We start from the raw sequence: 13688 nt of genomic DNA on the forward strand, positions 1-13688 counted from the left end.
TCGCATCTGGCGGCGATGGAACTGGTCGAAGGTATCGAATGGCGCGTGTCCGAGGGGCGCGTCCCCTATCCGGAAGCGCTCGCGGACATGGAGGCGCGCGTCGCCGCAATCCAGGCGGGTGAAGCGCGCGAACAGGTCTGGCTACTGGAGCATCCCCCGGTCTACACCGCTGGCACCAGCGCCGATCCGGCGGAGCTGATCGATCCGCGCTTCCCGGTGTTCGCCACCGGGCGCGGCGGGCGCTACACCTATCACGGCCCGGGACAGCGGATCGGTTATGCGATGCTGGACCTGTCGCGGCGCAACAAGGATGTGCGCTGCTACGTCCATGCGGTCGAAGGCTGGGTGATCGCGGCACTCGCCGAACTTGGCATCAACGCGTTTCGCGCGGAGGGGCGGATCGGCATCTGGACCCGCGATGGCGGAACCGAGGCGAAGATCGGCGCGATCGGCGTGCGCGTCCGGCGCTGGGTGACGATGCATGGCTTTGCCGTGAACCTTGACCCCAACCTGTCGGATTTCGGCGGAATCGTGCCGTGCGGCCTGCCCGAATTTCCGGTGACGAGCGCGGCGCAGCTGGGAAAATCGATTTCGCCTGAAACTTTCGACGCCGCCCTTGCGTTAGCATTTCCGGCCTTTCTCAATTCCGTGGGTGGGGCGTGCGCGCGCGCCTGATGGCGGGGCTTGAGGGCGCGTTGCGAAGCGTTTAATGTATATCTCGGTCAGGGGAATAAGCGGTGTTCCGCCCCCCACCATCATCTAGGGAGCCCAAATTTATGCGTGCAGTTTTCACCAAGGCCGTTGCCGGTTCGATGATCGCCAGCGCTGCGCTGCTGCTGTCGGCGTGCGGTGGCACCACTGAAACCACCGCCGACAACACGACGGTCATGGACGTCAACGCGACCGACGCCGGGATGATCGACGGCACCGTCAGCGACAACATGACCATGGTCGACGGCGCCACCGGCAACGACACCGGCATGGCTGGCGACACCATGGCGGCCAACGACACCATGGGTAACGGCATGTAATCTGCCGCGCGCGGCAAATGCATGAATCGGGCCGTCCGGCAATCCGGGCGGCCCTTTTTCGTGCAGATCCATGCGCGGCGTGCCAGCTGTCCCACGGTGGAGCGCGGCCCCTTGCACAACCGCAACGAAGCTGTGCCAAAAACCACTTGGGCGCGGCACGAAAACTCCGTAACCCAGCGGCGGATCAGGGTTCGAGAGGGTTGGTTGATGTTCGGTTCGCGTCTGATGTTCTCGGCAGGCCTGGGTGTGGCGGTGTTGGCGGCGACGCCGGCCTCTGCGCAATTCTATTTCAAGTCCCCCGACGTCGCGGCGCCGCGGATCACCGGGACGGAGCCGGGTATGCTAGCCCAGCCGCTGCCCGGCGCGACCCCGGCCGAGCTGCGTGCGGCGATGGTGTGGAATCTGCGCGCGGCGCTCAACGTCGCGGCGCTGCAGTGCCAGTTCGGGCCGACCCTGCTGACCCTGCCCAACTACAACGCCATTCTGCGCGACCATAAGGTCGAGCTGAACGATTCCTACGCCGTGCTCACAAAGTATTTCATGCGCACCCACAAGGCGCCCAAGGCCGGGCAGACTGCGCTCGATCAATATGGCACGCGCGTCTATTCGAGCTACTCGGCGGTGCATGCGCAGCTGACCTTCTGCCAGACGGCGGACGCCGTTTCGAATGCCGCGCTGTTTACCCCGCGCGGCAAGTTTGGCGAGCTGGCGGCCGAGAGTATCCCGATGATCCGCAGCAGCCTCAGCCGCTGGGGCGAACAGCAATTCCCGATGCGCATGCCGATCGAGGCGCAGATCACCTATCCGCAATTCGGCAACGAGGATTGCTGGGACAAGGGCGGCTATTTCCCGGACCGTTGCGCGCCGGGGGCGAAGAAGCGCAAGCGGCGCTAAGCGCAGCGTTCAGCGCAGTCCGAGCGTCTTATGCGCCTGAAGCGTCAGGCGCCAGCGCGGATTGGCGAGGGCGAAGTCCACCGCCGCCTGCACATTGGCGGCGGCACGGGCATCGTCCATCGGCTGGATCAGGAAATGGTCGAAGTCCCAGCGCTCGATCTCGGCGACATCGGTGCCGGCTTGCGGCCAGACCAGCTTCAGCTCGTCGCCGCGCCGCTGCACGACCGCGCTCCCCGCCTTGGGGCTGATGCAGATCCAGTCGATGCCCGGATGTACGGGCAGCGTCCCGTTGCTCTCGATCGCGATACGAAAGCCACGCGCGTGCAGCGCATCGACCAGCGCGTCATCGACCTGAAGCATCGGCTCACCCCCGGTCAGCACGACGAAGCGGCGCTCCTGCCCCGCGCCCCAGAAGCCCGCAATCGCATCGCCCAACGCATCGGCATCGGCGAATTTGCCCCCGCCAAGTCCATCGGTCCCCACAAACTGCGTGTCACAGAATTTGCAGATCGCGGTGGCGCGGTCCTGTTCGCGGCCCGACCAGAGATTGCACCCGGCGAAGCGGACAAACACCGCGCATGCGCCGGCATTCACCCCCTCACCCTGCAGGGTCAGGAACATTTCCTTGACCGCATAACTCATCGCATCTGCCTCAAGCGGAAACGGCGTAGCGGGTCGGATCGGGGACGCCTGCTTCTTCGAACCCCTTGGCGCGCAGACGGCAGCTGTCGCACAGCCCGCAATGCACGCCGCCCGGCGCGGGGTCATAGCAGGACCAGCTGAGCCCCAGATCGAGGCCGAGTTCGGTGCCCTTGCGCACGATGTCTGCCTTGCTCATCGACACCAATGGCGCGCGGATACGGAACGGATGTCCCTCGACCCCGGCCTTGGTGGCGAGTTCGGCCAGCTTCTCAAACCCTTCAATGAACTCCGGGCGACAATCGGGATAGCCCGAATAATCGAGCGCGTTGACCCCGAGATACAGGTCACGCGCGCCCATCGCCTCAGCCCAACCGAGCGCGAGGCTGAGAAAGATGGTATTACGCGCCGGGACATAGGTGACCGGGATGTCGTCGCCGACTCCGTCCTTGGGCACATCGATATCGGCGGTCAGCGCCGATCCACCGAACAGCGACAGATCGAGCGGGAGGACAATGTGCCGCTCCGCCCCAAGAACCGCTGCGATCCGGCGCGCGGCCGCCAGTTCGACATGGTGGCGCTGGTTGTAGTCGATCGACAGCGCCAGCAAGCGGTGGCCATCGGCGCGCGCGCATGCGGCGGAAACATAGGAATCGAGTCCGCCCGAGACGAGGGCGACGGCATAGCTGGTGTCGGTCATCCGCGCTGCGCTACCCCCTTTGCCGCGGTGCGGCAAGAAAGCGCGCTACGGACGTCAGCGGCACGGGCCCGTACGCCGGCCTTCATATTCAAACGAGAACGGCAGACCGCGGCTGATCCCCTGGCTCTCAATGCGCACCAACCGGGGGGTCTCGACCACGACGCGGGTCGCGCCATTGCCGATCCCGGGGCAGCTATAGGTGACCCGCCCGCCCAGCGACCCGTCCTCGACAACGAAGCGAGAGCACGTCGCGCCGCGATGCTGGAGCTGAAGCAGAACCTGGGGGTCAGTGATGCACATCGTGCGGCTCGATCCGTCCGCGCCGCGCAAGGTCCACTCGCCCCGCTCAATCCCGGCGAGGGCGGTGAGACCGTTGTCGGGACGGCCAGCGGCACTGCCCGCAGCGAGAGGAGCCAGCAGGGCGGCGGCGATCAGCAGGGGGCGAAGCATCTTCATTTCATCGCTCCTTTACCACGTTTCACCTGTCAATTCGCTGACGAAATCAGTCAGGCGAAGCTATCGAGCGCGATCGGGAATTTCTTCGCACAAAACGCGCAGTCAACGGTGATGAACCCGTCTTCGGCCATTTCGACGCGGTCCTCGGCGGAGAACTTCGCCAGGACCGATCCGATATAGTCGGGGTCGCAGCGACAGCCGCGCACCAGATCGCCGCCGGACTGAACGCGCACTTCATCCTCGTTGAACAACCGCCACAACAGGGTTTCGAGCGGCGTGGTCGCGTCGGCCAGCTCTTCGGTGCTGATCGTGCCGCCAAGCGCTTCGACATGTTCCCATTCGGGGTGGGTTTCGCGCGCGTGCAGCCGCTCGCCGCCTTCCTCACCCTCGGGAAGATGCTGCAGGAACAGGCCGCCGCCGATGCAATTGCCCTGCGCGTCATGGCCAACGCCGAGCCGCACCAAAGTCGGAATCTGCTCCGACTGGTCGAAGTAGTTCTCCGCCGCCTCGGCCAGCGATCCGCCGTCGAGCGGGACGATGCCCTGATAGCGCTCGCCGGTGGTCGCCTGGTCGAAGGTCATCGCCAGATAGCCCTGGTTGAACAGCGCGTAGAGCGACGGGTTGCTGCCCAGCTCCGCCAGCCGGTCGGCATCATATTGGACATAACCGCGCAGCTCGCCGGCCTTGTAATCGCACACCATCAGGCTGACGATGCCGCCCTGGGCCTGCGCCTGCAGCGTCAGCTGGCCCCCGGCATCCTTGAGCGTCGAGCCAAGCAACGCGGTCAGCGTCAGCGCCTCCGCCAGCAGCCGCTCGATCGGCGCGGGATAGGCGTGGGCGGCGAGAATCTCGCCCAGCACCGGCCCGAGCCGCGCGATCCGCCCGCGTGCATGGCGCTGGGGAATCGTGAAGTTGAGCGTGCGGTCGAGGTCGGTGGTCATCAAATCTTCCTTCGTCATTCCCGCGAAAGCGGGAACCCATCTCGTGTCGCTAGCCACGCGCAACACGGCTGTCGGGCATGCTGAAAATGCAGGAGATGGGCCCCGGCTTTCGCCGGGGTGACGGCTAAGTGGGGTCGCGACGAAGTTCCGTCAACTCACCCGATCTGCCCGAAGCACCAGCGCAGCACCGCCTTTTGCCCGTGGAGGCGGTTTTCCGCCTCGGGCCAGATCAGCGATTGCGGGCCGTCGATCACCTCGGGCGTCACCTCCTCGCCGCGATGCGCGGGGAGGCAGTGGAGGAATTTCGCGTCGGGTTTGGCCTTGGCCATCAGCGCGGCATCAACCTGATAGGGCGTGAGCGCGGCGAGCTTTGCCTCGGCATGCAGCTGACCCATCGAGATCCAGGTGTCGGTGACGATGATGTCCGCCCCCGCCACCGCTTCTGCCGGATCGTTGACGCAGATCGCGCGCCCCTTCCCCAGCGCCATCGCCGCCTCGGGGAGCGAGAAGCTTTGCGGACAGGCGGCGACGACGTCGAACTGCATCAGCCCCGCCGCCTCGACGATCGAGGCGAGGACGTTGTTGCCATCGCCCAGCCACGCGACCTTGAGCCCGGGCAGCGCCTTGCCGCTTTCCAGGATCGTCTGGAGGTCTGCGACGATCTGGCACGGGTGGCTGTCGTCGGTCAGGCCGTTGATCACCGGCACGCTGGCATAGTCGGCCATTTCGAGCAGCTTGGCATGGTCGTCGGTGCGCACCATGATCGCGTCGCAATAGCCCGACAGGACGCGCGCGGTGTCGGCAACCGTCTCGCCGCGCCCGAGCTGGCTGGTCGCGGCGTCGAGCACAATCGCGCTACCGCCGAGCTGGCGGATCGCCATTTCGAAGCTCACGCGGGTGCGGGTCGAGTTCTTCTCGAACACCATCGCGAGGGTGTGGCCCGCGAGCGGCGCGTCGAAATCGACCGCACCTTTGGGCAGGCCGGCGCGTGCCGCCTTGCGATCGATGGCTTCCGCCAGGATCGCTGCCAGCCCATCCGGGCCGGCGTCACTGAGCGACAGGAAATTGCGGTAGGTCATTGATATTTCCCCCTACGGCCAGGGTTGCCTCCCCCAGCGCGCCGGGGGAGCAATTGGCTATGCCGCCTCCGGCATCGTGTAGCTGCGCGCACCTGCGCTCAGCTTTTCGACCGCTTCGGCGACATGACTTTCGTCGATGATCAGCGGCGGCAGGACGCGGAACACATTCTCGCCCGCTGCCACGGTCAGCAGCCCGTGATGGTCGCGCAGATGCGCCACGAAATCGCGTGCGACCGCCGGCTCCTTCAACTTGATGCCGAGCATCAAGCCCTTGCCGCGGATTTCGTCGAACAGATGGTCGTGATTGGGGATCATCTGCTCGAACGCCGCGCGCAGCCGATCGCCCATCGCGGTGACATGGTCGAGGAAGCCCGGCTCCTCCATCACGTCGAGCACCGCCATGCCCGCCGCCATCGCCAGCGGGTTGCCGCCATAGGTCGAGCCATGCGTGCCGAACACCATGCCCTTTGCCGCCTCTTCGGTGGCGAGGCACGCGCCGAGCGGGAAGCCGTTTCCGATCCCCTTCGCCGAGGTCAGGATGTCGGGGGTAATGCCGTAATGCTCATAGGCCCACATCTTGCCGGTCCGACCATAGCCACACTGGATTTCGTCCAGGATCAGCAACAGGCCATGCTCGTCGCACGCCTTGCGCAGGCCCTGGATGAATTCGGGCTTGCCCGCGGTCATCCCGCCCTCACCCTGCACGGTCTCGACCATGAAGCCGGCGGTCTGATCGTCGATCAGGGCGAGTGCCGCGTCGAGGTCGTTGAACGGGGCGTAATCAAAGCCCGGCAGCAAAGGCTCGAACCCGTCGCGCATCTTGGCCTGATTGGTCGCCGAGATCGCGCCCATTGTCCGCCCGTGAAAGGCGTTGTGGAACGTAATGATCTTGGTCCGCTGCGGGTTGCCGTTGACATAGTGATAGCGGCGCGCGGTCTTGATCGCGCACTCGATCGCCTCGGCGCCCGAGTTGGTGAAGAACAATGTGTCGGCGAAGCTGGTTTCGACGATGCGTGCAGCGAGCGCCTCACCCTGCGGCGAGCCGTAGAGGTTGGACACGTGCATCAGCGTCGCGACCTGGTCCTGCACCTTCTTGATGAAGTCCGGATGGCTGTGACCGAGCGCGTTGACCGCGATGCCCGCCGCGAAATCGAGATAGCGCTCGCCGCGCTCGCCGATCAGGTAGCAGCCTTCGCCGCGCACCGGACGCACACCGCACCGTGGGTAAACGGGCATGAGCGGGGTGATCGACACGGGCAGCCTCCTTCAAAAAGCAAAGGGCGGTTCCACTGCGGACCGCCCGGCGGCGAACCCTACGATTGCGGCCCTGCCAACGTCAATATCGCGGTCGACGCACCCGTATTTAACGCGGGATGACTTTATCCATTCGCGCCTCTAGCGTGTCGGGTGGTTCGGGCTCCCGGGGTTCGGGTTTAGGAGAGGGTTTTGGCACATCCGCCAGCGACGACGTCACCTGGAAACAGGTCGCACGGATTTGCGCGCTGGATTGCGGTCGCTGCAGCAGCGATGGCGGGACTGGTGCTGATCGGATGGGTCGTCGACAGCGCGATCCTGCGTGGGTTGGGCGACACACGCAGTGCAATTCATCCTTTGACCGCTGCCACATTCCTGTCGCTGGCAGGCGGTTCGCTGCTGTTCATGGCGGGCCGTCGGCGACCGGCGCGGATCGTGTATCGCGGGGTCATGGCGATCATCGCCCTGCTTGTTCTGCATCACATTCTCGGCATTCTCGCGGGACCGCTGGACAGCCTGGTTGGATCGAGTGGACTGTCGTGGGTGCATGGCCGCCGGGCGACACCACTCGGACCGCTCTCGGTGCTGCTGCTGCTCAGCCTGGCGCTGTGCGCTCAGGCATCGACGGGACGCTGGCGGGATTGGGCCGCACCATTGGCAAGCGCCGCGCTGGCGGCATTGCTGCTGGTATTGACCTTCACGGTCAGCGACACGGAAGCAAATACGCGCTTTGTCGGCGTGTCGACGACGGCCGGCATCCCGGTGTTCCTGCTGGCGGTCGCGACCGTGCTCAGCACCAGTCCGGGCGGGCCACAGGATCGCTTTGCCAACTCGCCCTGGAAAATCCTGCAGCGGATCCATCCGATCATCATCGTCAGCGCGATCTTGCCGGTGCTGGCGCTGGTCGGATTTCGCAACGCCGTCGCCATGACCGATGCGGAATTCCATTATGCGATGGCGATGTCGAACCTGCTGGCAATGGCCATGCTGGTGGCGCATGTGATCAACCGCGCCGACCGCCAGGACCGCGCGCTGGCCGCCGGAGAGGCGCGCCTCGGTTCGATCCTCGATACCGCGCCGGACGCGCTGATCGTGACTAGCGACGCGCTTGTGATCCGGACGTTCAGCCGGTCCGCGCCGCTGCTGTGGGGGTTGAACCCCGACGAGCTGCGTGGGCGATCGCTGCCGACGCTGTTCGACGAACGGATCAGCCTGCCCGACATCGCAAGCGGGGAAACGGGCGCGACCACATCCTATTTCACCACCGGAACCCGCGCCAACGGGGTCCGCTTCCCGGCTGAACTACGCCTGGGCATCGCCGAGCAAGAGGGCGAGCGCGTGTGCGTCGCCTTTGTCCGCGACCTGAGCGAGCGGATGGCGATGGAGGACCAGCTCAATGGTCTGCATTATCAATTGATGCATTTGTCGCGGCAGAACGCGATGGGCGAACTCGCCGGCGACATCGCGCATGAAATCAACCAGCCGCTGACCGCCGCGACCAATTACGCGTCCACCGCCGACTATGTGCTGGCGCAGGGTGGGGACATTGCCAAGGCCCGCGATTTTCTGAACGAGATCACCGCACAGCTGCTACGTGCCGGGGGCATCATCAGCCGCTTGCGCGCATTCCTTGCCAATCGCGAGATCGAACTGCGCCGCGAATCGCTGGAGGCGGTGGTGCAGGATGCCGTCAATCTGGTACTGATCGGATCGCGCCGGGTCGCCGGTCGGCTCACCGTCGACATCGCGCGCGACATTCCGGCGGTCTATGTCGATCGCATCCAGATCCAACAGGTGCTGGTCAACCTGCTGCGCAACTCGTTCGAAGCGTGCGACGAAGCGGGGCGCGAGCCGCGGATCACGATTACGGCACGCCCCGCCGGCGAGCATCTGGTCGAGATCGCGGTTGCCGACAATGGCGCGGGCCTTCCCGAAGGGTTCGCCGAGCAAATGGGCCAGCGCTTTTCATCGACCAAGGGGGAAGGCGGCCTGGGCATCGGCCTCAATATCTCGAAACGGATCGTCGAGGCGCATGGCGGGACACTGGTCGCCGAACATCGCGAACCCCATGGTGCAGTGTTCCGGTTTACCGTGCCGGCGCTGATTGAATCGACTCAGTTGAGCGGGGCGCTGGCTTAGCTTTTGATCTTCCAGCCCGAGCGCAGCAGCACGTAACAGGTCAGCGCCAGCACGACGTCGAGCGCCAGGATGACTGCGCTGCCCACCAGGATTGGGGAATCCGCGACACCAAGGAAGCCGTAGCGAAAGCCCGAGATGATGTAGAAAAACGGGTTGGCGTGGCTAATCGCCTGAAACAGCGGCGACAGGCGGTCGACCGAGTAGAAGGTGCCCGACAACAGCGCGAGCGGAGCGACCACGAAATTGGTGACTGCGGCAGCGTGATCGAACTTCTCCGCCCAGATCGAGGTCATCACCCCCATCAGCGCCAGGAACAGCGAGCCAAGGAAGCCGAACCACAGGATCGCCCAGACATGCGCGGGCGTGACGTCGACACCCGGCCACAGCGCCATTGCGAGCCACACCGCCGCGCCGACACAGAACGCCCGCGTGACCGCGCCGCCGCACAGCGCCGCGAGTAACTCACCAGTTGAAAGCGGCGGCATCAGATAATCGACGATCGTCCCTTGGATCTTGCCGACCAGCAACGAAAAGCTGGAATTGGCGAACGCGTTCTGGAGCATGCCCATCACGATCAGGCCGGGCGCGATGAAGTTTGCGAACGGGATCGCAACGCCGCTGAGCGTTACGGTGCGCCCGCCGCCGCCCAACGCGACGGTGAAAACCACCAGAAATAACAACGTCGTGACCGCCGGTGCCCACACCGTCTGGAGCTGCACCTTGAAGAAACGGCGTACCTCCTTCACATAGAGGGTCCACAGCCCGCCCCAATTCACGTTACGGATGATCGGAACGCCGGGGCCGGCGATCATGCTTTCGGGCGTCGGGGACTGGTCGGTCATGCAAAGGCCGGTTAATCGCTGCCGCCACACCCGGCAACGGGATTGATTCTTTAGGGACGACAAATGAGCTGGACCGACGAACGGATCGAGACGCTGCGCAAGATGTGGGACAGCGGCCTGACCGCGACGCAGATTGCTGAAGAGCTGGGCGGAGTAAGCCGCAATGCCGTGATCGGCAAGGCGCACCGCCTGGGCCTGGCGTCGCGCCCCTCGCCGGTCAAGGCCAATGCGGCGGAGGCCAAGCCCGCCCCGGCACCCGCCGCGCCGCCTGCGCCAAAGCCCGCGCCCGCGGCACCCGCCCCGCGCGCCGTTGCGCCAGTCGCAGCCCCCACCCCTGCCCCCGCCCCGGTTATCGAGGATGAGGACGAGGATGAGGTCGAAGCGCCGGCACCCGCAGTGCGCGAAGGCCCGGTGCTGCGTTCGGTCGGCCCCGGCGGCTTCATCCGCCAGAACCCCGGTGAGCAGGCCCCGCCGATCGCCCCGGCCCCGCCGCGCCGCCTGGTCCCGGCCAAGCCGAGCAAGGAGATCGAGGGCAAGACCACGCTGCTCGACCTCAACGATCGCATCTGCAAATGGCCTCTGGGACATCCGGGTGAGCCGGACTTCCATTTCTGCGGCGAAAAGGTGAACCCGGGTTTCCCCTATTGCGTCGACCATTGCGGCCATGCCTATCAGGCGCAGCTGCCGCGCCGCGATCGCCGTCCGCCGCCGCCGCTGCCCTATGGCGGCCCGCGCGTTCGCTAAGCGGGTTTGCGCTAAACACGCGTAGATAAAGAGCGATCTGGGTAAACGGTCGTTTAACCACGGGTGGTTAGGGCAGGCATGTCATGCATGCGCCAACCCAACCCCGCTCCATTGCGACGCTTCTGCAAACCAGTCTCGTACTGGGCGGCGTTGCGGCGCTCGCCTTCTGGCCTCCACGCGAAGGGGCGATGATGCTGGTCGCGCTCGACGGGCGCGATGCAGCCAGGCTGGTCGCTCCCGCACTTGATGCCGGAGCGGCGCTGGCCGGGCGCGGACCGCTGTCCAACATGATCGTCGTGCGTGGCGTGCGCAGCCGTCTGACGCCACTGGCCCGGCACGGAGTGATCCTGATCGCGGCACCGAGCGGTTTGTGCGGAGCGGAGACGGCGGCATGATGCTCGACGACATCAATCTGCTGCGTCGGCGCGGCGTGCGCGTGCTGGTTGCCGCGAGCTGGGCCAACACGGTTGCCGTAACGCTGATCAGCCTGATTGCCGGCACCGACCGACTGCTCCCCCTCGCCCTGATCGGCATTCTCGCAAATCTTCTTCCGACCGTCATGGTGCGTCAGGGTCGAGCCGACGCGCAGGCACGGCTGGTGGTGGCATCGCTCGCCGCGGTCCAGCCGGCGCTGATCGTCTATGCGCTGAGCGGCCATGGCTGGCAGATGGACGGCCATATGTATTTCTTCGTCGCGCTCGCGGGTCTGACCGTGCTGTGCGACGTGCGCGCGATCCTGTTCGCGTCGGCACTGATCGCGGTCCATCACCTCGTCCTGCAATCTGCGGCGCCGGCCTGGGTGTTCAGCGGCGCGGGTGATCTGGGCCGGGTGCTGTTCCATGCGCTTGCAGTCGTGCTGCAGGCCGCCGTTCTGGTCTATCTGACGGTAACGATCCGCACCCTGCTGAACCGCAATGCCGAGGCGCGTGCCCAAAGCGAGCAGGCCGCCGCCACCGCGGAGGAGCGTCGCGTCGAGGCCGAGGCCGCGATGCGCAAGGCCGCCGACGCGGCGCGCCGCGAGAGCGAGGAACGCGCGGCGCGCGAACGGCTTGCACGCGAGGCTGAGGCACAACGTCGCGACGCCGAAGCCACCCGTCGCGAAGATCATCGCCGTCTGGCCGACAGCTTTCAGCAATCGATGAGCGGGATCATCGCTACCGTCGGCACCGCCGCGAGCGAACTCGAGCAGCTCGCCGCGTCGCTCAACGGCGTCGCGCGCCGCGCTAGTCGCGAATCGGGTGAGACCGCCGCCAGCGCCAGCCAGACTTCGGGTGCAGCAGAGACGCTGGCGATCCGGCTGCACGAGTTGTCGCGGTCGATTACCGCGATCGCCGCCAGCGCGGATCAGCAGGCGCAGCGCAGCGATGATGCCAGCAGCATTTCCGACGGCGGGCGCGGCGCGGTCGTCGCGCTGACCCAGCGGTCGCAGACGATCACGAGCTTCGCCGAATCGATCCACGAAATCGCGACGCGCACCAATTTGCTCGCGCTCAACGCCACGATCGAAGCATCGCGCGCGGGCGAGGCCGGGCGCGGTTTTGCGGTGGTCGCGCATGAAGTGAAGCAGCTTGCGGGCGAAGCTGCCCGCGCCACAGGGGAAATCCGCCACCTCGCCGATTCGATGCACGGCGGGGCCGAGGTTGCGCAGGACGCGCTGTCCGAAATCACCGCGATGGTCGGCGATCTGGCGACTGCGGCAGAGGCGATCCGGGCAGCGGTCGACGCGCAACGCGAGACCGCGACCGCAATAGACCGCTCAGCGCGCGATACCGCCACCGGCGCGGCGTTCATGGCCGAACGGGTGCGCGGCGTTGCGGCGATGGCAAATGAAACCGAAGAGCTGTCGGATCGGGTGGCTGCAGCGGCGGGCGCATTGTCGCGCACGGCACGCGCGTTGGACGAGTCTACCCGCGGGTTCCTGACCCAGCTCGACGCGGCATAGTCCAAAAAAGAAGGGGCCGGCGGATCGCTCCGCCAGCCCCAGACTCCCGCTCGGGAAGCCGCTTTAGAAGCGGAACGCCGCCGTCGCACGCAGCGCATGGAAGTCGAAGTCCGAGCTGCGGCGGAAATCCGCGCCGCCCGCGAGGACGAACGGGTTGGTCGCACCTGCGGTGCCGTTACCGACCTGAACGCGCGAGTCGCTATCGTCATAGCGGCTGTAGAGATATTCCAGGCCGATCGAGAAGTTGCGGCCGAGCTTCTGCTCGACACCGCCACCAGCCTGCCAGCCCCATGCCATGTCGTCGCCGATAACGGCGAAGCTGTTGGCGGTGTTGCTGCTGCTGAAGCTGTTGTTCAGCTTCGCATAGGCGCCGCCACCGGTGGCGTAGAACAAGGTGCTCTCACCCGCGACCATACCAGCGCGCAGGCGCAGTGCCGCGTTCCAGTCGAGCTCGCGCGTCATGGTGTAGAAAGCCGGGGTGGTGCTGTAGGCGGTCACGCTGTCGCGTGCTTCGCTCTTGCCGAATTCGGCGACGGCACCCAGGACAAACTTGCCCATCTGCTTGTCGAAGCCGATGCGGCCATAATATTCGATATCGTCCTTGTCGTTGATACAGGAGACATTGGCGCTCGACGTCGCCGCGCCATTGCAGAAGCCGGGCGAGAAGGCGTCGGCACCGGTCGAGGTCGCGATCGTGTCACCGAAGCTGCCATTGCGGCCCGCGTCGAATTCGATCGTCTCGCCGACATCGTTGTTCTGAACGGTGTAGCCGAATGAGCCACCGACATAGACGCCGTCGAATGCGGGTTCGCCGTCCTGGGCCATGGCCGGGGCGGCAATCAGGGTCAGGGCGGCCACACCGGCCCCCATCAGGGTACGCATACGCATAAACAGGTTACTCCAACTGAACTTGCCGGGGCTTAACGTGGATCAGCGCGGTTCTTTCCGAGCCCGTTCCGAATTTTCCCGGCTATGTTGCCCCGCAGCAACACCCGTGCTTGCCGGGATCGTCGCGGGGGATTAGCCA

15 protein-coding genes are annotated in these 13688 nt (G+C 65.7%); 7 read left to right on the top strand and 8 right to left on the bottom strand.

Annotation, left to right across the window (positions count from 1 at the left end; genetic code table 11):
* Positions 1 to 15: 15 nt before the first annotated feature.
* The 3 genes from lipB to KYX69_RS05925 all read left to right on the top strand — a co-directional run bounded on the left by lipB (position 16) and on the right by KYX69_RS05925 (position 1925).
* On the top strand, positions 16 to 675 hold the full coding sequence (gene lipB / locus KYX69_RS05915; RefSeq protein ID WP_300494934.1) for a lipoyl(octanoyl) transferase LipB: 660 nt from the start codon (positions 16 to 18) through the stop codon (positions 673 to 675).
* Between the two features lie 101 nt (positions 676 to 776).
* A complete protein-coding gene (locus KYX69_RS05920; RefSeq protein WP_300494937.1) occupies positions 777 to 1031 on the top strand; it encodes a hypothetical protein in 255 nt (84 codons plus the stop codon).
* 207 nt (positions 1032 to 1238) lie between these two features.
* On the top strand, positions 1239 to 1925 hold the full coding sequence (locus KYX69_RS05925) for a hypothetical protein (RefSeq protein ID WP_300494940.1): 687 nt from the start codon (positions 1239 to 1241) through the stop codon (positions 1923 to 1925).
* Between the two features lie 9 nt (positions 1926 to 1934).
* Here the strand turns inward: KYX69_RS05925 and queE are convergent, their stop codons facing one another.
* The 6 genes from queE to KYX69_RS05955 form a co-directional block, all read right to left on the bottom strand.
* Positions 1935 to 2567 (bottom strand): 7-carboxy-7-deazaguanine synthase, encoded by a 633-nt coding sequence (queE, locus tag KYX69_RS05930; protein ID WP_300494942.1) that lies wholly within the window; start codon positions 2565 to 2567, stop codon positions 1935 to 1937.
* A gap of 10 nt (positions 2568 to 2577) precedes the next feature.
* Complete coding sequence (gene queC, locus KYX69_RS05935; protein ID WP_300494945.1) at positions 2578 to 3264, bottom strand: 7-cyano-7-deazaguanine synthase QueC; 687 nt, start codon at positions 3262 to 3264, stop codon at positions 2578 to 2580.
* A 54-nt stretch (positions 3265 to 3318) separates the two neighbouring features.
* Complete coding sequence (locus KYX69_RS05940; RefSeq protein WP_300494947.1) at positions 3319 to 3720, bottom strand: hypothetical protein; 402 nt, start codon at positions 3718 to 3720, stop codon at positions 3319 to 3321.
* A gap of 50 nt (positions 3721 to 3770) precedes the next feature.
* Positions 3771 to 4661: an Hsp33 family molecular chaperone HslO gene (locus KYX69_RS05945; RefSeq protein WP_300494949.1), complete on the bottom strand. Its 891-nt coding sequence runs from the start codon at positions 4659 to 4661 to the stop codon at positions 3771 to 3773.
* 155 nt (positions 4662 to 4816) lie between these two features.
* Complete coding sequence (argF, locus tag KYX69_RS05950; RefSeq protein WP_300494952.1) at positions 4817 to 5740, bottom strand: ornithine carbamoyltransferase; 924 nt, start codon at positions 5738 to 5740, stop codon at positions 4817 to 4819.
* A 57-nt stretch (positions 5741 to 5797) separates the two neighbouring features.
* The gene (locus tag KYX69_RS05955; protein ID WP_300494954.1) at positions 5798 to 6994 is read right to left on the bottom strand and encodes an aspartate aminotransferase family protein; all 1197 of its coding nucleotides are present in this window, start codon (positions 6992 to 6994) and stop codon (positions 5798 to 5800) included.
* A 273-nt stretch (positions 6995 to 7267) separates the two neighbouring features.
* On the opposite strand from KYX69_RS05955, the gene KYX69_RS05960 reads away from it, so the two are divergent.
* Positions 7268 to 9133 (top strand): ATP-binding protein, encoded by a 1866-nt coding sequence (locus KYX69_RS05960; RefSeq protein WP_300494956.1) that lies wholly within the window; start codon positions 7268 to 7270, stop codon positions 9131 to 9133.
* On the opposite strand, the gene KYX69_RS05965 is transcribed toward KYX69_RS05960, so the two are convergent.
* Entirely contained in the window at positions 9130 to 9975 is an 846-nt protein-coding gene (locus KYX69_RS05965; protein WP_300494959.1) for an ABC transporter permease, read from the bottom strand. The two genes, KYX69_RS05960 and KYX69_RS05965, sit on opposite strands and share 4 nt — an antisense overlap.
* A 63-nt stretch (positions 9976 to 10038) precedes the next feature.
* Here KYX69_RS05965 and KYX69_RS05970 point away from each other — a divergent pair, with 63 nt between their 5' ends.
* From KYX69_RS05970 to KYX69_RS05980, 3 genes are all read left to right on the top strand, one after another.
* Positions 10039 to 10719 (top strand): GcrA family cell cycle regulator, encoded by a 681-nt coding sequence (locus tag KYX69_RS05970; protein WP_300494961.1) that lies wholly within the window; start codon positions 10039 to 10041, stop codon positions 10717 to 10719.
* Between the two features lie 83 nt (positions 10720 to 10802).
* A complete protein-coding gene (locus KYX69_RS05975; protein ID WP_300494964.1) occupies positions 10803 to 11114 on the top strand; it encodes a hypothetical protein in 312 nt (103 codons plus the stop codon).
* The gene (locus KYX69_RS05980; RefSeq protein WP_300494967.1) at positions 11111 to 12661 is read left to right on the top strand and encodes a methyl-accepting chemotaxis protein; all 1551 of its coding nucleotides are present in this window, start codon (positions 11111 to 11113) and stop codon (positions 12659 to 12661) included. The genes KYX69_RS05975 and KYX69_RS05980 overlap by 4 nt, the downstream gene beginning before the upstream one ends.
* A gap of 63 nt (positions 12662 to 12724) precedes the next feature.
* Here KYX69_RS05980 and KYX69_RS05985 read toward each other — a convergent pair whose 3' ends face one another.
* A complete protein-coding gene (locus KYX69_RS05985) occupies positions 12725 to 13549 on the bottom strand; it encodes an outer membrane protein (RefSeq protein ID WP_300494968.1) in 825 nt (274 codons plus the stop codon).
* Positions 13550 to 13688 lie beyond the last annotated feature (139 nt).

Origin of the sequence: Sphingomonas sp. (assembly GCF_030145815.1) — a bacterium.
Lineage (GTDB): Bacteria > Pseudomonadota > Alphaproteobacteria > Sphingomonadales > Sphingomonadaceae > Sphingomonas.